Source organism: Moritella sp. (assembly GCF_033791185.1).
In the GTDB taxonomy this organism is placed as follows: Bacteria; Pseudomonadota; Gammaproteobacteria; order Enterobacterales; family Moritellaceae; genus Moritella.
Window position 1 is genome coordinate 1 of record NZ_JASJHF010000046.1, and the last position, 21,279, is coordinate 21,279.

The window sequence follows — 21,279 nt, forward strand, 5'->3', positions numbered from 1 at the left end:
GAGTTTTATGAGCGTAATGTGACCTTAATTATTTCTGCTGAATTTGAAATGTCGGCACTCTATACTACAGGTCAATTAGAGTTTGAATTCCGCCGTTGTTTATCGCGATTACAAGAAATGCAATCGCATGAATATTTAGGGCGCGAACATTTACCTTAAACGTTGATTATTATAATAATTAGCGTGTTTTTAGCACCAAGTAGGTAGTTTTTATGCGCGTTATTCAAAAAAATACTACAAAAAACGTATTTATTTATTGAGTTGCGGTAAGTATATAGGCTATTGTTTCGGCGAGCATGGACATCAAGTGTGAAGTATATAGAGTTATTACTTCACTAAGTTCATCGCAAAGGTTTACTTTTAAAGATGAAAAGTAAGTGATTGTTAGGGCGTTAAGTAGGCTTTTAATTTAATGAATTACTCACCATATCAAATGTTTGACAGGGAATATTGGGCAGAATTACGTGAGTCAGTACCACTGACGTTATCCGCGCTCGAGTTAAAGCAGTTACAAGGTATTAATGAACGCGTTTCTATTGAAGAAGTGTGTGATATTTACTTACCACTCTCGCGCTTGCTTAATTTATATGTCACCAACCGTGTACAGCGTCGTGTCGTCCGCGATCAGTTCTTAGGCCGTAAAGTGGGGAAGGTACCCTACATTATTAGTCTTGCTGGTAGTGTTGCTGTCGGTAAAAGTACCACCGCAAGGATCTTGCAAGCACTGTTGCAATGTTGGGGTGAACACCCAAACGTGGCTTTGATTACTACCGATGGCTTTCTGTATCCAAATGCTCATTTAAAAGAACATGACTTGATGAAGCGTAAAGGCTTTCCTGAAAGTTATGATATTAATGCATTAGTTAAATTTGTGGCTGACATTAAATCAGGCAATGCGCGTGTTACCGCGCCGGTTTACTCACATTTTTCTTATGATATTGAACCGGGCAAAGAAGTGGTTGTTGAACAACCAGATATCGTTATTCTAGAAGGCTTAAATGTCTTACAATCAGGTCTCGAATACCCTAATGACCCGCATCGTGTATTCGTGTCAGATTTTGTTGATTTTTCTATCTATGTCGATGCTGAAACCGAAAACTTAGAAAACTGGTATGTGCAACGATTTTTACAATTACGCGAAAGTGCCTTTACCGATTCAAGTTCCTACTTCCATCACTATGCTAAATTGGGTGAGCAGGAAGCAAAAGACGTGGCATTGAACATTTGGCGTACAATTAATGGTAAAAACTTAGTAGAAAATATCTTACCAACACGAGAACGTGCTAACCTGATACTTACTAAAGACCTAAATCATCAAGTTCATCAAGTTAAATTGCGAAAATAATATAAATTTAAGCATTTTTTTTGATACTATTCAGATGCTTTGTGATATTTATCCTATTTTTTTTAAAATATAGGTGAAATTTCACTCATTTCTCTTTATAATGCGTGCTGCCCACGAACAAGATGCTGTGGTGGTATCTTGTCCTAATGACGCCATGTATTTATTCGAAGGGATAAATAAGGTATATAGTTCATATATAGATAACTATATGTGATAGTTTAAACAAATTTTATTGGGTTCGATATAAAATGAAAACTTTTGTTGCTACACCAAGCACGATCAAACGTGAATGGTTCGTTGTTGACGCTGAAGGTAAAACTTTAGGCCGTCTTGCGACTGAAATCGCTACTCGCTTACGCGGAAAGCATAAGCCTGAGTACACTCCTCACGCTGATACTGGTGATTACATCATCGTTGTAAACTGTGAAAAAATTACTGTAACAGGTAATAAAGCGGCAGGTAAAATTTACCACTCGCACACAGGTTACATTGGTGGCTTAAAATCAATTAGCTTTGAACAGCTTATTGAAAAAGCACCTGAGCGTGTTATCCAGTCTGCGGTTAAAGGTATGTTGCCAAAAGGTCCTCTAGGCCGTGCAATGTTCCGTAAGATGAAAGTATACGCAGGTCCAGAGCACAATCATGCTGCTCAACAACCACAAGTTCTAGACATCTAATTTACGGAATTTAAGCAAATGGCAGAAAATCAATACTACGGCACTGGTCGTCGTAAAAGTTCAACAGCTCGTGTATTCATGAAAGCTGGTAATGGTCAACTAACTATCAATAAACGTTCTTTAGAAGTTTATTTTGGTCGTGACACAGCTCGTATGGTTGTTCGTCAAGCACTAGAGTTAGTTGAATTACAAGACAAAATGGACCTTAACATCACTGTTTCTGGTGGTGGTACTACTGGTCAAGCTGGCGCAATCCGTCACGGTATCACTCGCGCACTTATGGAATATGACGAAACTTTACGTCCTACTCTACGTGCAGCTGGTTTTGTTACTCGTGATGCTCGTCAAGTTGAACGTAAGAAAGTTGGTCTTAGAAAAGCACGTAAACGTCCACAGTTCTCAAAACGTTAATTCGTTTTTTGTGGCTCGCTTTATTGCGACAAAAGCCTGGCATATGCCAGGCTTTTTTTTGCCTTTTTTTTGCTTTTGCATTTAATCTGGTTGCATTTCTGTTAAATTAAATGAATCTTGTTGTTGGTGAGTGTGTTACTGATACAGAAAGAGAGCGACTTGCCCTGTTTACTGGGTGATAAGCGACAGATATTGACTTAATCACTGAAAAATCATGATTAATCTCTCATTGTCCTTGTAAAAATGTAACCAATTAATTAAAATTCAACGGCATTTATGTAACTTTTTTAGCTATTAAAAAGTTATCTTTTTTGAAATGGTATTCACTGCAAGATAATAAAAATAATTTGCGCTGAGTCCGAATGGGAGAATAATTGGATGAGCAATGCGCCTGTTGATTCTGGTCGTCGTCGCTTTTTAACTGCTGCTACTTGTGTAGTAGGTGGTGTTGGAGCTGTCGGCGCAGCCGTACCTTTTATCAAATCTTGGAACCCGAGTGCTAAAGCTAAAGCAGCTGGTGCTCCCGTTGAAGTTGATATTAGTAAAATTGAACCTGGCCAGTTAATTCGTGTTGAGTGGCGAGGCAAGCCTGTATGGGTTGTATCTCGTACAGAAAGCGTATTAAACGAACTTGAACAGCATGATGGTTCGTTACGCGATCCGGCATCAGAACAAGAACAACAACCAAGTTACGCACAGAACAAATACCGCTCGATTAAATCGGACTTATTTGTTGCCGTTGGTATTTGTACTCACTTAGGGTGCTCTCCAACTTATCTGCCTGATAGCTTTGGTGAACAAGTCGAAGGTATTTCTTCTGGTTTCTTCTGCCCATGTCATGGTTCTAAATTTGATATGGCTGGTCGTGTATTCCAAGGTGTACCTGCGCCATTGAACTTAGTTGTACCACCGCATTATTATGTGGACAATACGACTATCATAATTGGTGTGGATAAGGGAGCTGCCTAATGTTTGGTAAACTAGTCAATTGGATCGACGAACGTATCCCCATGACGGATACGTGGAATAAACATGCTGGCCAATATCCAGCACCGAAGAATTTTAACTTCTGGTACTACTTTGGCATTCTAGCGACAATTATCTTTGTTAACCAAATCCTAACGGGTATCTGGTTAACAATGAACTACAACCCATCAGGGGAAGGTGCATTTGCATCAATTGAATACATCATGCGTGATGTTGAATTTGGTTGGTTGCTACGTTATATGCACTCAACAGGTGCATCGGCATTTTTTGTTGTGGTATATCTGCACATGTTCCGTGGTCTTATGTATGGTTCATACCAGAAACCGCGTGAATTATTGTGGATCTTTGGTTGCTTAATCTTCTTAGCATTAATGGCTGAAGCGTTCATGGGTTACTTACTACCATGGGGTCAAATGTCATTCTGGGGTGCGCAGGTTATTATCTCTTTATTTGGTGCGATTCCAGTAATTGGTGATGATTTAACGCTTTGGATCCGTGGTGATTATGTAATCTCTGGCGCGACACTGAACCGTTTCTTTGCGCTGCATGTAATTGCTGTTCCACTGGTACTTGTAGTACTTGTGTTCTTACACATTGTGGCACTGCATCACGTGGGTTCTAATAACCCCGATGGCATTGAAATCAAAGAAAACAAAGATGAAAATGGCTGGCCGAAAGATGGTATTCCATTCCACCCTTATTACACTGTGCACGATACTGTTGCTGTCGTGGTGATGCTGATCCTATGTAGTATTGTGATTTTCTTCATGCCAGAAGGTGGTGGTTACTTCTTAGAAGCGCCAAACTTTGAAGCAGCTAATCCATTGAAAACACCGGACCATATTGCGCCAGTGTGGTATTTCACCCCGTTCTATGCGATTTTACGTGCGGTTCCGGACAAACTCGGTGGTGTGATCATGATGGGTCTTGCTATTGTGATGCTATTCTTAGTGCCTTGGTTAGATCGCGGTAAAGTGAAATCAATTCGTTACCGTAGTGTTTGGCATAAACTTAATTTAGCTCAGTTTGTTATTTGTTTCATTATACTGGGTGTATTAGGGACGTTAGCGCCAACACCTGGTCGTACAATATTGTCGCAAATTACTACATTAGGTTACTTTGGCTACTTCGCTCTACTGTGGTTATACAGTAAGAATGAAACCACCAAACCATTACCAAAAAGGGTGACAATGTAATGAAAAAATTATTTATCGCGTTACTTACCCTATTGCCAATGGCTGCATTTGCTGCGGGTAATGGCGCTCACTTAGATGAAGCTAATTATGATTTAAGAGATAAAGCATCACTGCAAAATGGTGCTAAAATCTTCATGAATTATTGTTCTACTTGTCACTCGACACAATATCAACGTTATTCACGTGTTGCTGATGATCTGGGAATTGATCGTGACGCAATGTCTGAAAACTTGGTATTTACTGGGGTTAAAGTTGGCTCATTAATGAACACGGCGATGCCTGCTGAAAGTGGTGCAAAATGGTTCGGTGCCACACCTCCGGATCTAACACTTGAAGCGCGTTTACGTGGAGCAGATTGGGTTTATACTTATCTGCGCTCTTTCTATATTGACGAAACACGCCCATTTGGCGTAAATAATGTGGTATTCCCAAGTGTCGGTATGCCGCATGTACTTGAAGAATTGCAAGGTACAGCACGTCTTTTAGAAATAAAACATAACGAACAAGAGCTAGATTTACCGGAAGGTGCTAGAATTGTTAAAGAAACCGCAGTTGTTGACGCAAATGGCGTTGCAACAGGTGAAATTCTGACTAGCTACCTAAGCCCCGATGGAAACGGTGAGTTATCAGCAGAAGAGTTTGATGGAGCTATGTTAGACTTAGTAAACTTCTTAGTTTACTCAGCAGAGCCGAATCAACTCGAACGTCAAGAAATGGGCTTCTGGGTTATTGGGTTCTTACTTATCTTACTTGTATTTGCTTGGTTCCTGAACCGCGAATACTGGCGTGATATCCATTAATCGCTGAGTGTTGCCGCATTACTTGTAAAAGTTGCTGGTAAAAGAATTACGTACCGCCAATGCTAGTTTAGGCTATCATTGGCGTTTGTGTTTACAATTTATTGGAGGTGGCATGGCTTTAGCTGCTAATAAACGTTCAGTTATGGTGTTATATTCGGAACCGACTGACCTATATAGTCATCAAGTCCGAATCGTCTTAGCTGAAAAAGGCGTAAGTGTTGATATTCATCAGGTTGATCGTAATAACCTGCCTGAAGATTTAATTGATTTAAATCCATACCAAACTGTACCAACATTAATCGACCGTGAATTAACATTATATAACTCACGTATCATCATGGAATATCTGGATGAGCGTTTTCCGCATCCACCTTTGATGCCGGTTTACCCTGTTTCTCGTGGTAGCAGTCGTCTCATGATGCACCGTATCGAAAACGATTGGTACTCATTGGTTACTAAGATCATGAAAGGCTCAGTTGAAGAAGCGGCTGTAGCGCGTAAGCAGCTACAAGAAGCATTAATGAGTATCAGCCCAATTTTTGCTGAATACCCATACTTCATGAGTGAAGAATTCAGCTTAGTTGATTGCTACATGGCGCCGTTATTATGGCGTTTACCTGAACTAGGCATTGATCTTCCAGGTCAAGCTGCGAGTGAGTTAAAGAACTATATGTTACGAGTATTCGATCGTGAATCATTCCAAGCATCTTTAACTGAACAAGAACGCGAAATGAGAATGTTAGTATAAGTTATGGATAAAATGACCCCCATTCGCCCTTACTTATTACGTAGTCACTATGAGTGGTTACTTGATAACGACTTAACACCACATATCGTTGTTGATGCGCATATTGCTGGTGTTTACGTGCCACAACAGTTTGTTCAAGATGGCCAAATCGTGTTGAACATTGCACCTAGCGCTGTAGTTGCTTTTGAGTTAAACAATACTGCATTGAGCTTTAATGCTCGCTTCGGTGGAGTACCGTTTGATGTTTATGTGCCGATTGCGGCGATTACTGCTATCTATGCGCGTGAGAACGGTGCTGGTAGTATGTTTGAACCTGAACAAGCATATATAGATCAAGCTGAGCAAGAGAGCGTACAAGCAGCTGTTGAGCCAAGTGAAGAGAAAAGTCCCCCTGCGTTGGTCAGTGCACCTGCTGCGAGCTCTGAAAGTAAGAGTGAAGCGACAGAACGTCCTAAACCAACTAAAGGTAAACCCGCATTACGGGTCATTAAGTAACATAACACTTAATTAACTAATCTATGCAGTACTTGAATGTGTCGACGGGCATTATTCAGTACTGCATTTTTTATTTGATATAGCCAATCTTTGCTTGATTAGCGATACTCGAATACTTTAATGACTTTATCGACACCAACCACATAGCGTGCGGCTTCTGCCAGTTGATCGCCTTGTGCTTTCGTCACTCGACCAATCAAAAACACTTCCGCATTTTCGGTGATCACTTTGACTTTCAGTGGTTCAACATCTTTCAGATTAAGAATACTGGTTTTTACTTTGGTGGTTAACCAAGAATCTTTGCTCGCGCGTTCAAATGAGATTGGTGGGCCTAAACGGATCTGGTTATATACCTGCTGCACTGATGCGGTCTCGGCAGCAATCGTCACGATTTTCTGACGTTCAGCCTCGGTTCCTACCTGACCAGATAGCAGCACTTTACTGTTATTAGTGAGGATATGCAGGTTATTATTGAGCAACAATTGTTTATTGCTGTCATTGAGGCCTGCGGTGATATCAAGGGTAATGGTTTCATCATCAATTAACTGGCTGAAACTACCGTTGTTACTACAGCCTTGAATTGCACCACAGCTAAATAACAGCACACTGAACGTCAACCATGATTTTAATTTATTTGTTAATATCATACTTATTCTTCGTGCCCTTGTTGGGGGAATAAAGTTTGATCAATAATGTCACACAGGCAGTTAATGATCAGTGCGTGTACTTCTTGTATTCTTGCTTCTCGGCGTGATGGCACGCGAATTTCGGCATCATGTGGACCCAATAACCCCGATATTTCACCACCATCTTTACCGGTTAAGGCCACGATGGTCATATTGCGAGTAAGGGCGGCTTCAATTGCTTTAATCACATTGCGGCTATGGCCACCTGCGGAGATAACGACCAGAATGTCACCGTCATTACCCAGGGCACGCACTTGCTTAGAGTAAACCATATCGAAACTAGTGTCGGTACCAATGGCTGTCATTAAGGTACAGTCAGGAGTTAATGCCAGCGCGGGTAAACTAGGGCGTTCTGTTTCATAGCGGTTTAATAATGATGCCGAGAAATTTTGCGACAAACTGGCTGATGCACCGTTACCACAAATTAAGATCTTGTTACCGTTTAATAGGCATTGTGCCATCATCATGGCTGAGTTTTGAATATATTCGGGTAATGCCTCGGCTGCGGCGATCTTGGTTTGAATACTTTCAGTAAAATTTTCTTTAATTAGCTCTAACATGGGTATCTACTCTAAAAAGCATTGGTTATCCATTGAATATTATCACTGGAACCTTCAATGGCGATCACGTCGAAACGGCAAGGGGTATAGTTTTCATTTATTCCGTGGCGCACCATATAATATTGCGCTGTATAACGCAATTTTCGTTGTTTTGCGATTGGAACTGCAGAAATTGCACCACCGTAATGGGTGTATTGGCGATATTTTACCTCGACAAATACCAAGGTGGGTAGTGCTGTTGCTAATTTTGTGTCACAGCTCGCGCCGTGCTGGCAAATTAGATCAATTTCACCTTGTCGGCAAGCAAAATTTCGCGCCAAAATAATTAAACCTTGGCGCTGTAAGAATTCAGCCGCTATGCCTTCAAAATATTCACCGCGTTTACGGGGCTGCTTTTGTTTCAGGGTTAGTATCCTCAAGTATGATCTTACCTGAACGATACTTTGCCCAGCTAAACTCACGTTCAATAATGCCTTCATCATTAATGTACAAAATACCGGTCTGGCCAGCTAAGCGTAAATTAGGAAAATTACGTAGTTGTAGCACGTTAGGTATTAATTGAAATGAATCGTAGCCCATTGCAAATAAGTTTTGCTGGATTTTCGACATATTTGGCCACAATGCCAAAGTTTGTTGTTTCAGTTCGCGATCTGGATTCAACAACCAAGGCATGTCACTAAAAATCAAACCATTGAGATCACGGCTTTGGCTTTTTGAAAGATTGTTGCCATGCGTACGTGAGCTCGCATATACCGCCACTTGCTGTGCATAAGGGTTCTGAGTCGTAATAATGTAAGGGATTGCTAACATGGCTTCAGAAGGTGTAGCAATAATATAAATCGCATCAATGTCGCGGCGGCTACGGGTTTTTGCTTTAACGTCCGCGCCAACGAGGTTTTGCATTAAACTAATGCGTTGATTACTCGAGGTCACAGAAAACAGCGAGGTCACCGTTTTTTGCATATCGCTACGACTTTTATATTTATACGTTTCGCTAGATCCTTTAGTCAGAGATTGCCATTGCTTGGTAAACTCAGCAGATAAGCGCTCCCCGGTACGGTTATTTGGCGCCAGTACTAGAGGTTGCTTGATGCCATCATGATGCATTTTTTTGGCGGCGGCAATGGCTTCGTCATTTGAACTCAATGAGAAGTAATAGATATTTTCTGCTGTCTGTATTTCTGCTGCGGGCAGTTTATTTAATGACATTAATGGCACGTCTTTCACGAGCGGTAATACTTTGGTTAAATTTGATTTTAACAGTGGGCCAACAACAAAATCGGCACCATCATCGATAGCTTGTAAGTATAACTCATCGGCACTCAAGGCGGCGGTATCATAGAAACGTAAATCGATACTTTTGGCCGCGTCATCTTGATAGTAAGCACTTAGCATACCGTCTCGAATCGCTTTACCTGCAACAGCGCTTTTACCCGTTAATGGTGCCAAAACGGCAATTTTACTTGGTGCGTAAGGAGTGATTGCCATTGCTTTAACCAACTCGGCAGGAAACCCATTCCATGCTGGGTGTTGTGGGTAAGCCGTTTTCCATGTTTGTAAATGGTCGATTAACAATTGTGGCTCAGTACGATATTGTTGTGCCAGCGCCGCTAATTGATACCAGCCTGCTAATGTCGGACTTTCAGTGTTAAAACGTAGGGTTAATGATTGTAATTCAGCGAGCGGTATTACCGAAACCAGTTGCCATAAATGGCTATTGTTAGTGCTGTGCAGTTCAGCATCAAGAAAGTCATTTAAAGTGACACGGTATGCCACTGCTTTAGCATTATTATTTAGCAATTCGGCAATTATCGCATTTAATAAATAGTAACGTTGCCAATGGGCTTGTTCAGCTGTATCTAATGTAGGATTAAAGTTGAGCACGTTTGCCGCATCTTGATAACGCTTTTCGAGTAAGTAGGCTTCTGATCTTATCAGAGCAACTTCAAATAATTGCTGCTTTGATAATGGATTACGCTCCACAGAAAGCAAGATATCAAGTGCTGGCTGTGAGTGGCCTTCGGCAATCAGAGCGCGTGCCGATAATAACTGCCACGAGATGACTTGTGGTTTATTCGCTAATGCGATCTTATCAATGTAGTATTGTGCAGGCTGATCAATTTGTGTCAGTACGTCTGGTGCAACGATTGATTGTGGTTTCGATGTTGCTTTTTCAGATGTTGTGGTACTTGAACACGCGCTGAGCAGTAAACTCAAGCTTAAAAACATAATCAAGCGGGAATAGCTGTGCTTAGATTCCATTGGTGTATTATCCTGCAAAAGAGATTTATAATACCCCTATACTAAAGCATCATCGCTTAACAAAAAACTACCCATGAGAATGAAATGTCTGAACAAGCAACTTTATTTATCGTTCCAACCCCGATTGGCAACCTTTCTGATATCACTGAACGTGGTTTAGAAATACTAAGAAGTGTTGATTTAATTGCGGCAGAGGATACCCGTCACACAGGTAAACTGTTAAGTCATTATCAAATTAAGACTAAAACATTTGCGTTGCATGATCATAATGAACAGCAAAAAGCAGAATATTTAGTATCAAAATTACAATCTGGTATCAGTATCGCCTTGGTTTCAGATGCTGGCACCCCACTGATCAGTGATCCAGGTTATCATTTGGTGAATACCTGTCGTGCACATGGCGTGAATGTTGTGCCACTACCGGGGGCGTGCGCCGCAGTTACCGCGATGAGTGCTTCTGGTTTACCGTCTGATCGTTTCTCGTTTGAAGGTTTTTTACCATCAAAAGAAAAAGCCCGTAACGACAAAATTACGGAATTGAAAGAAGAAACCCGCACGATGATTTTTTATGAATCACCGCGTCGTCTGCAATATACCTTAGATGCATTAACGGCGATCATGGGCCCTGAACGTGAAGTGTGTGTTGCGCGCGAAATAACCAAAGCGTTTGAAAGTATTACCACTATGCCTGTGGGTGAGCTTGCGGCATGGGTTGCTGAAGACAGTAACCGTAGCCGTGGTGAAATCGTATTGTTGGTTTCTGGTTATAAACCGACAGGTTTAGAAATTCCAGCTAAAGTACTGAATACACTTAAATTATTAAATGAAGAACTGCCATTGAAAAAAGCCGCTGCATTAACCGCGGAAATTCACGGCGGCAAAAAGAACGCCTTGTATAAATGGGGTTTAGAAAACTTCGATTAATCACTGGATTTTCTGGGTTAGATTATGTATTATCCTCCGCCTTGGAGTTGGTCAGACAATCGCTGCTTTATGACTCGGTATTTATATCGAGGTTATAGAGGGGAGGAAAGTCCGGGCTCCACAGGGCAGGGTGCCAGGTAACGCCTGGGAGGCGCAAGCCTACGACAAGTGCAGCAGAGAGAAGACCGCCGATGGCTTTTTCGAAAGCACAGGTAAGGCTGAAAGGGTGCGGTAAGAGCGCACCGTGCGGCTAGTAATAGTTCGTAGCAGGGTAAACTCCACCCGGAGCAAGACCAAATAGGCTTTCTATAGGCGTGGCCCACGCTGAAAGCGGGTAGGTTGCTTGAGTCTGTGAGCGATTGCAGACCTAGAGGAATGATTGTCCACGACAAAACCCGGCTTATCGACCAACTCCAAGAACCTTTCTACTCAGTACTGTGTAGTTAGGTTCTTGTTTTTCTTTCTTCGTACTACCTTCATTATATTTACGCTCCCATAACTAGACCTTTTACGCTACAATAACCTTTTTTAGCACCTGCTATTATTTAAAGTATTTTTAAGAGCTTTCATCGCCATGACACAAGAATTTGCACACGTATCCGTTTTACTTAACGAAACCGTCGCTGGACTCGATATAAAACCGGATGGTATTTACATTGACGGTACTTTTGGTCGCGGTGGTCACTCACGCTTTATTTTATCGCAACTTGGTGAAAATGGTCGCTTAATCGCAATCGATCGTGATCCAGAGGCGATTGCTGTCGGTGAAGCGCTAAAATTAGAAGACCCACGTTTTGATATTGTTCACGGACCTTTCTCTGGTATCGCTGAATATATGGAAACTAAAAATTTAACAGAACAAATTGATGGGGTGTTATTAGACCTTGGTGTGTCTTCGCCACAATTAGATGATGCATCACGTGGTTTTAGTTTCTTACGTGATGGCCCGTTAGACATGCGCATGGACCCAACATCTGGTATCAGTGCGGCAAAATGGTTAGCAACAGCGGACTATGATGATATCGTTTGGGTATTAAAAGTATTCGGTGAAGAGAAATTTGCCCGTAAAATTGCCCGTGCGATTGTATTCGATCGTGATGGTACGCCATTTGAAACAACGTCACAGCTAGCGGGCTTAATTTGCCGTGTGGTGCCGAAATCAAAGAAAGAAACCAAGCATCCAGCCACGCGTTCATTCCAAGCGATCCGTATTTATATTAATAGTGAGTTAGAAGAAATTGAACGTGCATTAGCCGGCGCATTACAATGCCTCAAACCTGGTAGTGGCCGTTTATCTGTGATCAGTTTCCATTCGCTAGAAGATCGCCTTGTCAAACAGTTCATTCGTAAACAAGCTCGTGGTAAAGAAGTGCCATACGGCTTACCTATTATGCAAGAAGAAATTGATAAAAGCCGCACCATGAAAGCGGTGGGTAAAATGCTAAAACCTTCGGAAGCTGAATTAGAGCTAAACCCTCGAGCACGTAGTTCAGTATTACGCGTGGCGGAGAAGTTGTAATATGTTCGGCATTAAGTGGGATTTAGGTAGGGTCATCATGACTGACATCGGCCAACATAAGCGTGTCGTTAGTCTGTTAGTTGCCATCTTAATTTCCGCTTTTGCCGTGATCATGTTAACCCATGAGACTCGTTTATTGACTAATAATAAAGAACACCTACTAACTCAGCGTGATTTTACTGATATTGAATGGCGTAACTTATTGTTAGAACAAAGTACGTTGGAAGAACACAGTAAAATAGAATACATCGCAAAACACAAACTCGGCATGTATCGACCAAGTACCGCTGAAGAGCAACTGGTGACACAGCAGTGACAAATCGTAAAAATACCCCTAATGAAGAACAAAAAAACTTTATCCTTTGGCGCTATCACTTAGTTGTCGTCGTTGTGGTGATCATTTTTTTATGTCTGCTTGCTCGTACCGCTTATATCCAAGTAATTAATCCTGAACATTTAAGAAAGCAAGCTGATATGCGCTCATTACGGGTGGCATCACAACAAGTCCAGCGTGGCATTGTTACCGATCGTAATGGCGTTGAATTAGCGGTTAGCGTACCTGTAATGGCAATCCATGTTGATCCTCGTACGATTAAGAATAAAAATAGCTTTGATAAGAAGCGCGCATGGCAAGCATTTGCAGAAATTCTAGATCTTAATCTTGCAGACCTACAGGCGAAGATCATGGCTTCCAATGGCCGCTTTATGTATATCAAGCGCCAAATCAGTCCCGCCGTCGCGAAATATGTTGATGAATTAAAATTAGTCGGGGTAAGTCTCGCGCCAGAATCACGTCGGTTTTACCCAACGGGTGAGGTCAGCGCACAAGTGGTTGGTATGACTAATATCGATGACAAAGGTATTGAGGGCATTGAAAGGGCTTATGATGATTTTCTTACCGGCACGGAAGGAAAACGTATCGTTCGTAAAGACCGTTTAGGTAATGTCATCGAAGATATTTCGGTTATTCAGCAAAGTGAACAAGCCAATAATATCCAATTAAGCATCGATCAGCGTATCCAGTCATTAGCTTATCAGCGTTTAAAAAAAGCGGTGAAATATAATGGTGCGATATCAGGTTCGTTAGTGATGATTGATGTTAAAACTGGGGAAATATTAGCGATGGTCAATAGCCCGTCGTTTAACCCTAATAATCGCAGTAAATATGATAGTTATAAATTAAAGAATCGCGCTATCACAGATAGCTATGAGCCGGGGTCTACGATTAAACCTTTGGTCATTGCGAGTGGTTTAGATAATGGTATTATTGCTGCCGATTCCTTGATTGATACCTCCCCTGGTCGCATGCGTTTAGGTGGCCGTTTAGTACAAGATGTCCGTAACCGTGGCAAGATGACACTGGGTGATATTTTACGCTATTCATCGAACATGGGCGTGAGTAAAATCGCCCTGAAACTCGGCCATCAACGTCTGTTGGATACTTATCATCAGTTTGGTTTTGGTAATGTCAGTAGCTTGACTTTAAATGGTGAAAGTCGCGGTTATATGCCTCGTCGTACACGTTGGTCAGAATTTGAAAATGCTACATTATCATTTGGTTATGGCATGCAATCGACCACATTACAGCTTGCCCATGCTTATGCTACGATCGCCTCGGGTGGTTTATACCGACCATTGACGATTAGAAAGTTAGATACCATGCCATTATCAGAACGGGTATTATCTGAAAACCACGCACAAGCGCTATTGAGTATGATGGAAAGCGTGGTTGAAAAAGGTGGTACGGGCGATAAAGCGCGTATTGATGGTTATCGCGTCGCGGGTAAAACTGGTACCTCTCGTAAAGCGATTGCCGGTGGTTATGGCGATGATTATGTAGCCTTATTTGCTGGTGTCGCACCTGTGTCCAATCCACGATTTGCATTAGTTGTGGTAATTGATTCACCAAGTGGTGATCGTTATTACGGTGGTGTCATTGCTGCTCCGGTATTTGCCGAAGTGATGGAAAGAACACTGCAAATGTTAAATGTAACACCAGATGGAAAACAATCATTAACGGTAACTGCCAAAGACTCTTAAAAATTAAAGGGCGCTCAGACGTTAAGGACTGTTTGGTGCAAAAGATTGTTAAATTCTAACGGCTTTAAATATTAAGGGTTTTGAAATGAATTCGTCATGTCGAGTGTTATCTCTACAAGCGTGGAATATTGATCTTGAATTAGCGGTTAATGCCTTGATCATTGATAGCCGAAAAGTGCAAGTCGGTGATTGCTTTGTTGCGGTCAATGGCCATGCACTTGATGGTCGCCGCTTTATCAGCAAGGCATTAAAAAATGGCGCAACGGGCGTACTTAAAGATGCTGATACAGCCGCTGAACATGGTCATATCGACTATATCGAACAGATTCCTGTTATCTCTTTCTTTGGTCTTAATCAGGCTTTATCGGCATTAGCAGATGATTTTTACCAGTCCCCTTCACAGCAATTAAAACTGATCGGTGTTACTGGTACCAACGGTAAAAGTACCATAACTCAGATAATTGCTAATTGGGTGACTTTGTTAGCAGGTAAAGCCGGCGTGATGGGCACCATAGGCAATGGTTTATTTGATCAGTTAATACAAACAGAAAATACCACGGGTAGCGGTTTAGATGTACAAGCCGAAATAGCCAGTCAACTGCAGCAAGGTGCAGAGCTGTGTGCCATGGAAGTATCTTCCCACGGTTTGACCCAAGGTCGCGTTAGTGCTCTGGATTTTGATGTGGCATTATTTACTAACCTCACCCGTGACCATCTTGATTACCATGGTGATATGGATACTTATGCTGGTGCCAAGAAAATCTTATTTCAAGGTGCGGTAAAACATAAGATCCTCAATGTTGATGATGCTTACGGTAAGTTATGGGCACAACAATGGCCTGATGCGATCCAGTTTTCGGTGCAACAAGATTTATCTGCGCATACTGGCGCTTTTTTATATTGCCGTGAATTAAGCTTTGATACCGCCGGTTTTAGTTGTGAATTAAAAACCAGCTGGGGTGAGGGAAAGCTACAATGTGGCTTGATCGGTGAGTTTAATGCTTCAAATGTGATGGCGGCTTGCGCGAGTTTATTAGCGTTAGGTTATGATTTTAAATCGTTATTAGAAGTAGCACCAAAATTATCTGCAGTATGTGGTCGTATGGAATTATTTAAGCAAGCAGGGCAAGCGGCTTGCGTGGTTGATTATGCCCATACGCCTGATGCATTAGAAAAAGCCCTGCAAGCCCTACGAGTGCACTGTGACGGTAAACTTTGGTGTATTTATGGCTGTGGTGGTGACCGTGATACAGGTAAACGACCGTTAATGGCAAAGGTAGCTGAACAATTTGCAGATCTTGCTGTCATTACAGATGATAATCCACGTACTGAGTCTGCCTCTATGATCGTAACCGATATGCTTGTCGGTCTTGCTAAGCCTGATGCTGTGCAAGTTATTCATGATCGTCGTCAAGCGATTCACTGGGCGATGAGTCAAAGTGCTGCTGAGGATATTATCTTAGTGGCGGGTAAGGGTCATGAAGATTATCAAATTATCGGTGTCAACAAGCACCATTATAGCGATCGTGAAACGATCACCGAAATGCTGGATAACCAACAATGATTAATTTAGCGTTAACTGCAATTGCGGTACAGCTTAATAGTAAATTGCAGGGGGATGACCTCGTTATCTCTGCTGTTTCTACAGATACCAGAACGATCAAAGCGGGCGATTTATTTGTGGCATTGAGCGGTGATAACTTTGATGCCAATGGTTTTGTTGCTCAAGCAGCTAAGCAAGGTGCCATCGCTGCGATTGTGACGAAAAAACAAGCCGTCGATATTCCGCAAATCGTCGTCAAAGATAGTCGTATTGCGCTGGGTTTATTAGGCAAAATGGTACGTGAACAAGTGCAGCCTAAAGTGGCGGCTTTAACTGGCAGTAATGGTAAAACCACGACCAAAGAAATGTTGGCGGCTATTTTAAAATTAGTCGCGCCGACATTAGCGACTGCTGGTAACTTTAATAATGATATCGGTGTACCGCTGACTTTATTGCGTTTACAAGCCGACGATCAATTTGCGGTGATGGAGCTTGGTGCTAATCACAAGAAAGAAATTGCTTATACCACGGGTTTGGTATTGCCAGACGTGGTGTTAATTAATAATGTTGATGCTGCTCATCTAGAAGGTTTTGGTGATTTACAAGGCGTGGCGTCGGCGAAAAGTGAAATATTATCCGGTGTTAAACAGCAAGGGTTAGCTGTACTTAACCGAGATGATAAATTTTATCAGTACTGGTTACGTAAGGTTGATGCACAGCGACAGGTGAGTTTTTCGGTTGTTGATGCTGATGCGGATTATTTTGCTGCTGATATTGAGTTTGATGACGCAGGTAATCCGGCCTTTAAGTTGTGCACGCCAAGCGCGGATTGTACTATTAACTTAGCGGTTGCTGGGCGTCATAATGTCGCCAATGCATTAGCGGCTGCGGCAATGGCCAGTTGTTTTGGTATTGATATTAATATCATTAAACTCGGTCTTGAATCGATGGTTAATGTCCAAGGGCGATTGAAAATATCGCAATTAAGCCCGCGTATTCGTATTATTGACGATACTTATAACGCCAATATTGCTTCGGTAAAAGCAGCTATTGATGTATTAACCCATTTTCCATCAACAACAGTATTAGTGATGGGCGATATGGGTGAACTTGGCAGTAGTACCGCCGATATGCATCAGCAGGTTGGCCATTATGCACAACAGCAACAGGTTGATCATGTTTATACCTGCGGTGCGTTGAGCCGTGAGGCCGCACTTACCGCGGGTGAAAGCGGGCGTGCCTTTTTAGCCCAATCTGCATTAGTTGATGCTCTTGTTGAATTAGTTACAACTGCACCTGAAACGCAGCTGTTTACCTTATTATTTAAAGGCTCTCGCAGTGCTAAAATGGAGCAAGTGATTAGCTTGTTAGCCACTAAGCTCGCTGAATCATTAGTTGAAAATACAGGAAAGGAAAGAAAATGTTAGTTTGGTTGTTCGAATCTTTAAGTGAGCATTTCTCGCTATTCAGAGTTTTTTCGTATCTCACTTTTCGTGCAATTATCACGATAATTACCTCGTTATTACTGACATTATGGATGGGCCCTAAACTTATCCGTTATTTGCAAGATATGCAGATTGGTCAAATTGTTCGTGATGATGGTCCTGAATCGCATTTCAGTAAACGTGGCACTCCGACGATGGGTGGCGTGATGATCTTGATTGCTATCTTGGTATCAACCTTATTATGGGCAAGATTAGATAATGCTTATGTGTGGGTGATGATGTTTGTGTTTGTTGCCTTTGGTACAATTGGCTTTGTCGATGATTATCGCAAAGTGATCCGTAAAGATACCGATGGTTTAATTGCCCGTTGGAAATATTTCTGGCAGTCAGCTGTGGCGATTGCGATTGCGGTTTATCTTTATGTGACAGCAGGCTCTGCAGCAGAAACAACCTTAGTGGTGCCGTTCTTTAAAGAATATATGCCAGAATTAGGTCTGATCTTTATTGTATTGACTTACTTCGTGATCGTCGGCAGTAGTAATGCTGTTAACTTAACCGATGGTTTAGATGGTTTAGCTATCTTACCGACAGTACTAGTGGCTGGCGCGTTTATGCTAGTAGCTTACTTAACTGGTAACGTAAAATTTGCTGAATATCTGTTCATTCCATACATTCCACAAGCCAGTGAATTAGTTATTGTCTGCGCCGCGATGGTTGGCGCTGGGCTGGGTTTCTTATGGTTCAATACCTACCCAGCACAGGTATTTATGGGCGATGTTGGCTCATTAGCATTAGGTGCCGGTTTAGGTACACTCGCCGTATTGGTGCGCCAAGAGTTCATGTTAGTGATCATGGGGGGGGTGTTTGTAATGGAAACCGTGTCGGTTATTTTACAAGTTGGTTCATATAAATTACGTGGTCAACGTATCTTTAGAATGGCACCTATTCATCATCATTACGAATTAAAAGGCTGGCCAGAACCTCGTGTTATTGTACGTTTTTGGATCATCACTATTATTTTAGTACTCATTGGCTTAGCCACGTTGAAGGTGCGCTAATGACACAATTATCTGAGCAGAATATGGCATCTGCTATTGTTATTGTCGGCCTCGGTCAAACCGGTCTATCTTGTGTTCGCTACTTCCTAAAACAAGGCATTGTTCCTGTTGTGGTTGATAGCCGTAATGCACCTCCGGGGCAAGATGAACTACCTGCTCAGGTAACTTTGTATAAAGGCGGATTACATCCCGAGGTCTTATTACAAGCGAAACAATTAATTGTTAGTCCAGGTATTGCGATAGCAACGCCTGAGATTGCTGCTGCACAACAAAGTGGTGTGGAAGTGATTGGCGATATTGAGCTGTTTGTGAGAGCAGCTAAAGCGCCTATCATTGCCATTACCGGCTCTAATGGTAAATCTACGGTGACCACCCTTGTTGGTGAAATGGCCAATGCGGCTGGGGTCAGAACCGCAATTGGTGGCAACATCGGTATTCCGGCATTAGACCTATTGGATTTAGATCTACGGGATGTGGCAGACCCTTACCAGCTCTATGTATTAGAACTGTCTAGTTTTCAGTTAGAAACCACCCATAGTTTACAAGCTGTTGCGGCAACAGTACTGAATGTCAGTGATGATCATCTTGACCGTTATGCTGATTTTGAAGCTTATCGTCAGGCTAAACTGTTGATTTATCAACATGCGCAAACCATAGTAACCAATCGTGACGATGGATTAACTGTGTGTGCCAAGCAAGACGGCTGTGGTGATGCGATCAAACATAGCTTTGGTGAAGATGCTGCCGATTATGGTTTGATCCAAAAGCAAGGGTCAACTTGGCTGGCATATCAAGGTGAAGGTATCATCAGCGCTGATGAATTGCAGATCACTGGTGTACATAATTGGATGAATGCTTTGTCTGCGATAGCATTGCTAGATGCTGCGGGTGTAAACAGAGTTAAAACCTTACCGGGTTTGCGCAAATTTACGGGGTTGGCACATCGTTGTGAATTTATCCGTGAATTGAATGGCGTGAGGTGGATCAATGATACCAAGGCAACCAATGTCGGCGCTGCCCTAGCTGCGCTTGATGGTCTGAAAAGCAGTGTTAAAGGACGTTTGTATTTGATTGCTGGCGGTGATGGTAAAGGGGCTGATTTTAGTCCTTTAATACCGGCATTACATGATGATATAGCGCTAACTTATTGTTTTGGTAAAGATGGTGGACGTTTTGCTGCTCTATCCGAGAATACTAAGTTGGTTGACGATTTAGATAGCGCGATTGCAGAAATTAGTCAGCTGGTGCAACCTGGCGATTGGGTATTGTTATCACCTGCCTGTGCCAGTATTGATATGTACGCTAACTTTATGGCGCGAGGCGATCATTTTAGAGCACTAGTTAAGGCATTGTAATGGAATTTTTAGCACGAACTAAAAGCTACTTATTAGGGGCTGAAGCACAGCAAGGCGCAGCCTATGATCGGCAGTTATTATTATTGGCCATTGTGTTGATGATGGTGGGTTTAGTGATGGTGGCATCGGCATCATTACCCGAAGGTATTGCTTTGGGTAACGATCCGTTTATGTTCGTGAAAAAGCATTTAACTTTTTTAACTGTATCTCTGTGTGCTGCGGTCTGTGTACTGAATGTGCCGATTGCATTTTTTGAGCGCAATAGTGTGCGTTTCTTATTTGTCGCTATCGCATTACTGGTACTGGTATTAGTGATTGGGCGTACGGTGAACGGCAGTACTCGTTGGATCTCGTTTGGGCCGTTGAATATGCAACCAGCAGAGTTCGCTAAATTTGCCTTATTTACTTATTTCTCCGGTTACCTGGTTCGTCAAAAAGATTTATTACAAGAAAGTTATAAAGGTTTTGTGAATGGTCTATTAGTCATTGCCGTTATCTCTGCATTGCTCCTTTTTCAACCTGATTTTGGCTCGGTAATGGTTATTTTAACCACCAGTGTAGCGCTGTTATTTATCGGTGGTGCAAAATTAGTCCACTTCATGGCATTATGCGTCGTGGCTATTTTACTGGGTGTATTAGCGGTGATATTATCGCCGTATCGAATGCGTCGAATCACCTCTTTCCTCGACCCTTGGGATGACCCGTTTGGTAGTGGTTATCAGCTCACGCAGTCGTTAATGGCATTTGGCCGGGGCAGCTTTAGTGGTGAAGGATTGGGTAATTCAATCCAAAAATTAGAATATTTACCAGAAGCGCATACCGATTTTGTATTTGCGATTCTTGCCGAGGAATTAGGTTTCATCGGGGTATTTATTGTCTTGATGCTGCAAATGCTCTTGGTATTTAAAGCGTTGCAAATTGGCCGTCGTAGCTTGGAGGTCGATCAATCTTTTGCTGGTTTCTTGGCAATCAGTATTGGTGTGTGGTTTTGTTTTCAAACTTTAGTGAATGTCGGTGCAGCATCGGGTTTATTACCCACCAAAGGTCTCACCTTACCGTTAGTAAGTTATGGTGGTTCCAGCTTGTTAGTCATGAGTTGTGCGGTGGCGGTATTGTTGCGGATCGATTATGAATATCGCGCACAAAAAGTGTCGATATCAACTAACACTATGAGTAACGCACCATCACATGAATGACCACAATAACTGCAATAACGAATTAAATTTCA

22 protein-coding genes and 1 other RNA gene are annotated in these 21,279 nt (G+C 42.1%); 19 read left to right on the forward strand and 4 right to left on the reverse strand.

The window, feature by feature from the left end; translation table 11 throughout:
• The 9 genes from zapE to sspB form a co-directional block, all read left to right on the forward strand.
• Positions 1-159 (forward strand): AFG1/ZapE family ATPase (zapE, locus tag QNK26_RS02740; protein WP_319220757.1); only part of this gene is annotated, 159 nt, incomplete at its 5' end.
• Positions 160-412: 253 nt separating this feature from the next.
• On the forward strand, positions 413-1,345 hold the full coding sequence (gene coaA / locus QNK26_RS02745) for a type I pantothenate kinase (protein WP_319220730.1): 933 nt from the start codon (positions 413-415) through the stop codon (positions 1,343-1,345).
• A gap of 248 nt (positions 1,346-1,593) precedes the next feature.
• Positions 1,594-2,022 carry a 50S ribosomal protein L13 gene (gene rplM / locus QNK26_RS02750; RefSeq protein ID WP_319220731.1) on the forward strand — a complete coding sequence of 143 codons (429 nt, stop codon included), beginning with the start codon at positions 1,594-1,596 and terminating at the stop codon, positions 2,020-2,022.
• An 18-nt stretch (positions 2,023-2,040) separates the two neighbouring features.
• Positions 2,041-2,433, forward strand: a complete 393-nt coding sequence (gene rpsI / locus QNK26_RS02755; RefSeq protein WP_319220732.1) for a 30S ribosomal protein S9 — start codon at positions 2,041-2,043, stop codon at positions 2,431-2,433.
• Between the two features lie 378 nt (positions 2,434-2,811).
• The gene (gene petA, locus QNK26_RS02760; RefSeq protein ID WP_319220733.1) at positions 2,812-3,402 is read left to right on the forward strand and encodes a ubiquinol-cytochrome c reductase iron-sulfur subunit; all 591 of its coding nucleotides are present in this window, start codon (positions 2,812-2,814) and stop codon (positions 3,400-3,402) included.
• Complete coding sequence (locus QNK26_RS02765; protein WP_319220734.1) at positions 3,402-4,616, forward strand: cytochrome bc complex cytochrome b subunit; 1,215 nt, start codon at positions 3,402-3,404, stop codon at positions 4,614-4,616. Before petA ends, QNK26_RS02765 begins: the two co-directional genes overlap by 1 nt.
• Positions 4,616-5,416 (forward strand): cytochrome c1, encoded by an 801-nt coding sequence (locus tag QNK26_RS02770; RefSeq protein WP_319220735.1) that lies wholly within the window; start codon positions 4,616-4,618, stop codon positions 5,414-5,416. The genes QNK26_RS02765 and QNK26_RS02770 overlap by 1 nt, the downstream gene beginning before the upstream one ends.
• Before the next feature lie 112 nt (positions 5,417-5,528).
• Positions 5,529-6,164 (forward strand): stringent starvation protein SspA, encoded by a 636-nt coding sequence (sspA, locus tag QNK26_RS02775; RefSeq protein ID WP_319220736.1) that lies wholly within the window; start codon positions 5,529-5,531, stop codon positions 6,162-6,164.
• A gap of 3 nt (positions 6,165-6,167) precedes the next feature.
• Positions 6,168-6,659: a ClpXP protease specificity-enhancing factor gene (sspB, locus tag QNK26_RS02780; RefSeq protein WP_319220737.1), complete on the forward strand. Its 492-nt coding sequence runs from the start codon at positions 6,168-6,170 to the stop codon at positions 6,657-6,659.
• Positions 6,660-6,757: 98 nt separating this feature from the next.
• On the opposite strand, the gene QNK26_RS02785 is transcribed toward sspB, so the two are convergent.
• Genes QNK26_RS02785 through QNK26_RS02800 form a run of 4 tightly spaced genes read right to left on the reverse strand, consistent with a single transcriptional unit; the run spans position 6,758 to position 10,167 of the window.
• A complete protein-coding gene (locus tag QNK26_RS02785) occupies positions 6,758-7,306 on the reverse strand; it encodes a BON domain-containing protein (protein WP_319220738.1) in 549 nt (182 codons plus the stop codon).
• A 2-nt stretch (positions 7,307-7,308) separates the two neighbouring features.
• Positions 7,309-7,905: an SIS domain-containing protein gene (locus tag QNK26_RS02790; RefSeq protein WP_319220739.1), complete on the reverse strand. Its 597-nt coding sequence runs from the start codon at positions 7,903-7,905 to the stop codon at positions 7,309-7,311.
• Positions 7,906-7,916: 11 nt separating this feature from the next.
• Positions 7,917-8,324 (reverse strand): YraN family protein, encoded by a 408-nt coding sequence (locus QNK26_RS02795; RefSeq protein ID WP_319220740.1) that lies wholly within the window; start codon positions 8,322-8,324, stop codon positions 7,917-7,919.
• Complete coding sequence (locus tag QNK26_RS02800) at positions 8,287-10,167, reverse strand: penicillin-binding protein activator (RefSeq protein ID WP_319220741.1); 1,881 nt, start codon at positions 10,165-10,167, stop codon at positions 8,287-8,289. The genes QNK26_RS02795 and QNK26_RS02800 overlap by 38 nt, the downstream gene beginning before the upstream one ends.
• A gap of 84 nt (positions 10,168-10,251) precedes the next feature.
• Here QNK26_RS02800 and rsmI point away from each other — a divergent pair, with 84 nt between their 5' ends.
• From rsmI to ftsW, 10 genes are all read left to right on the forward strand, one after another.
• Positions 10,252-11,091, forward strand: a complete 840-nt coding sequence (rsmI, locus tag QNK26_RS02805; RefSeq protein WP_319220742.1) for a 16S rRNA (cytidine(1402)-2'-O)-methyltransferase — start codon at positions 10,252-10,254, stop codon at positions 11,089-11,091.
• A gap of 43 nt (positions 11,092-11,134) precedes the next feature.
• Positions 11,135-11,510: RNase P RNA component class A (gene rnpB, locus QNK26_RS02810), an RNA gene on the forward strand.
• Between the two features lie 155 nt (positions 11,511-11,665).
• Positions 11,666-12,610, forward strand: a complete 945-nt coding sequence (gene rsmH, locus QNK26_RS02815; protein WP_319220743.1) for a 16S rRNA (cytosine(1402)-N(4))-methyltransferase RsmH — start codon at positions 11,666-11,668, stop codon at positions 12,608-12,610.
• 37 nt (positions 12,611-12,647) lie between these two features.
• Positions 12,648-12,926, forward strand: a complete 279-nt coding sequence (gene ftsL, locus QNK26_RS02820) for a cell division protein FtsL (protein ID WP_319220744.1) — start codon at positions 12,648-12,650, stop codon at positions 12,924-12,926.
• Positions 12,923-14,650 (forward strand): peptidoglycan D,D-transpeptidase FtsI family protein, encoded by a 1,728-nt coding sequence (locus tag QNK26_RS02825; protein ID WP_319220745.1) that lies wholly within the window; start codon positions 12,923-12,925, stop codon positions 14,648-14,650. The genes ftsL and QNK26_RS02825 overlap by 4 nt, the downstream gene beginning before the upstream one ends.
• An 85-nt stretch (positions 14,651-14,735) precedes the next feature.
• A complete protein-coding gene (gene murE, locus QNK26_RS02830) occupies positions 14,736-16,214 on the forward strand; it encodes a UDP-N-acetylmuramoyl-L-alanyl-D-glutamate--2,6-diaminopimelate ligase (RefSeq protein ID WP_319220746.1) in 1,479 nt (492 codons plus the stop codon).
• On the forward strand, positions 16,211-17,620 hold the full coding sequence (locus tag QNK26_RS02835) for a UDP-N-acetylmuramoyl-tripeptide--D-alanyl-D-alanine ligase (RefSeq protein WP_319220747.1): 1,410 nt from the start codon (positions 16,211-16,213) through the stop codon (positions 17,618-17,620). Before murE ends, QNK26_RS02835 begins: the two co-directional genes overlap by 4 nt.
• Positions 17,614-18,696 (forward strand): phospho-N-acetylmuramoyl-pentapeptide-transferase, encoded by a 1,083-nt coding sequence (gene mraY / locus QNK26_RS02840; RefSeq protein WP_319220748.1) that lies wholly within the window; start codon positions 17,614-17,616, stop codon positions 18,694-18,696. The genes QNK26_RS02835 and mraY overlap by 7 nt, the downstream gene beginning before the upstream one ends.
• Positions 18,696-20,051, forward strand: coding sequence for a UDP-N-acetylmuramoyl-L-alanine--D-glutamate ligase (gene murD / locus QNK26_RS02845; RefSeq protein ID WP_319220749.1), 1,356 nt, complete (start codon positions 18,696-18,698; stop codon positions 20,049-20,051). The genes mraY and murD overlap by 1 nt, the downstream gene beginning before the upstream one ends.
• Positions 20,051-21,247, forward strand: coding sequence for a cell division protein FtsW (ftsW, locus tag QNK26_RS02850; protein ID WP_319220750.1), 1,197 nt, complete (start codon positions 20,051-20,053; stop codon positions 21,245-21,247). The genes murD and ftsW overlap by 1 nt, the downstream gene beginning before the upstream one ends.
• Positions 21,248-21,279 lie beyond the last annotated feature (32 nt).

Coding starts and splice junctions, on each gene's coding strand:
- murE (WP_319220746.1), top strand. CDS start 14,736: ATGAATTCGTCATGTCGAGTGTTATCTCTACAAGCGTGGAATATTGAT.
- petA (WP_319220733.1), top strand. CDS start 2,812: ATGAGCAATGCGCCTGTTGATTCTGGTCGTCGTCGCTTTTTAACTGCT.
- QNK26_RS02835 (WP_319220747.1), top strand. CDS start 16,211: ATGATTAATTTAGCGTTAACTGCAATTGCGGTACAGCTTAATAGTAAA.
- murD (WP_319220749.1), top strand. CDS start 18,696: ATGACACAATTATCTGAGCAGAATATGGCATCTGCTATTGTTATTGTC.
- ftsL (WP_319220744.1), top strand. CDS start 12,648: ATGACTGACATCGGCCAACATAAGCGTGTCGTTAGTCTGTTAGTTGCC.
- QNK26_RS02785 (WP_319220738.1), bottom strand. CDS start 7,306: ATGATATTAACAAATAAATTAAAATCATGGTTGACGTTCAGTGTGCTG.
- QNK26_RS02770 (WP_319220735.1), top strand. CDS start 4,616: ATGAAAAAATTATTTATCGCGTTACTTACCCTATTGCCAATGGCTGCA.
- sspB (WP_319220737.1), top strand. CDS start 6,168: ATGGATAAAATGACCCCCATTCGCCCTTACTTATTACGTAGTCACTAT.
- QNK26_RS02800 (WP_319220741.1), bottom strand. CDS start 10,167: ATGGAATCTAAGCACAGCTATTCCCGCTTGATTATGTTTTTAAGCTTG.
- rsmH (WP_319220743.1), top strand. CDS start 11,666: ATGACACAAGAATTTGCACACGTATCCGTTTTACTTAACGAAACCGTC.
- rsmI (WP_319220742.1), top strand. CDS start 10,252: ATGTCTGAACAAGCAACTTTATTTATCGTTCCAACCCCGATTGGCAAC.
- rpsI (WP_319220732.1), top strand. CDS start 2,041: ATGGCAGAAAATCAATACTACGGCACTGGTCGTCGTAAAAGTTCAACA.
- coaA (WP_319220730.1), top strand. CDS start 413: ATGAATTACTCACCATATCAAATGTTTGACAGGGAATATTGGGCAGAA.
- QNK26_RS02765 (WP_319220734.1), top strand. CDS start 3,402: ATGTTTGGTAAACTAGTCAATTGGATCGACGAACGTATCCCCATGACG.
- mraY (WP_319220748.1), top strand. CDS start 17,614: ATGTTAGTTTGGTTGTTCGAATCTTTAAGTGAGCATTTCTCGCTATTC.
- sspA (WP_319220736.1), top strand. CDS start 5,529: ATGGCTTTAGCTGCTAATAAACGTTCAGTTATGGTGTTATATTCGGAA.
- QNK26_RS02790 (WP_319220739.1), bottom strand. CDS start 7,905: ATGTTAGAGCTAATTAAAGAAAATTTTACTGAAAGTATTCAAACCAAG.
- rplM (WP_319220731.1), top strand. CDS start 1,594: ATGAAAACTTTTGTTGCTACACCAAGCACGATCAAACGTGAATGGTTC.
- ftsW (WP_319220750.1), top strand. CDS start 20,051: ATGGAATTTTTAGCACGAACTAAAAGCTACTTATTAGGGGCTGAAGCA.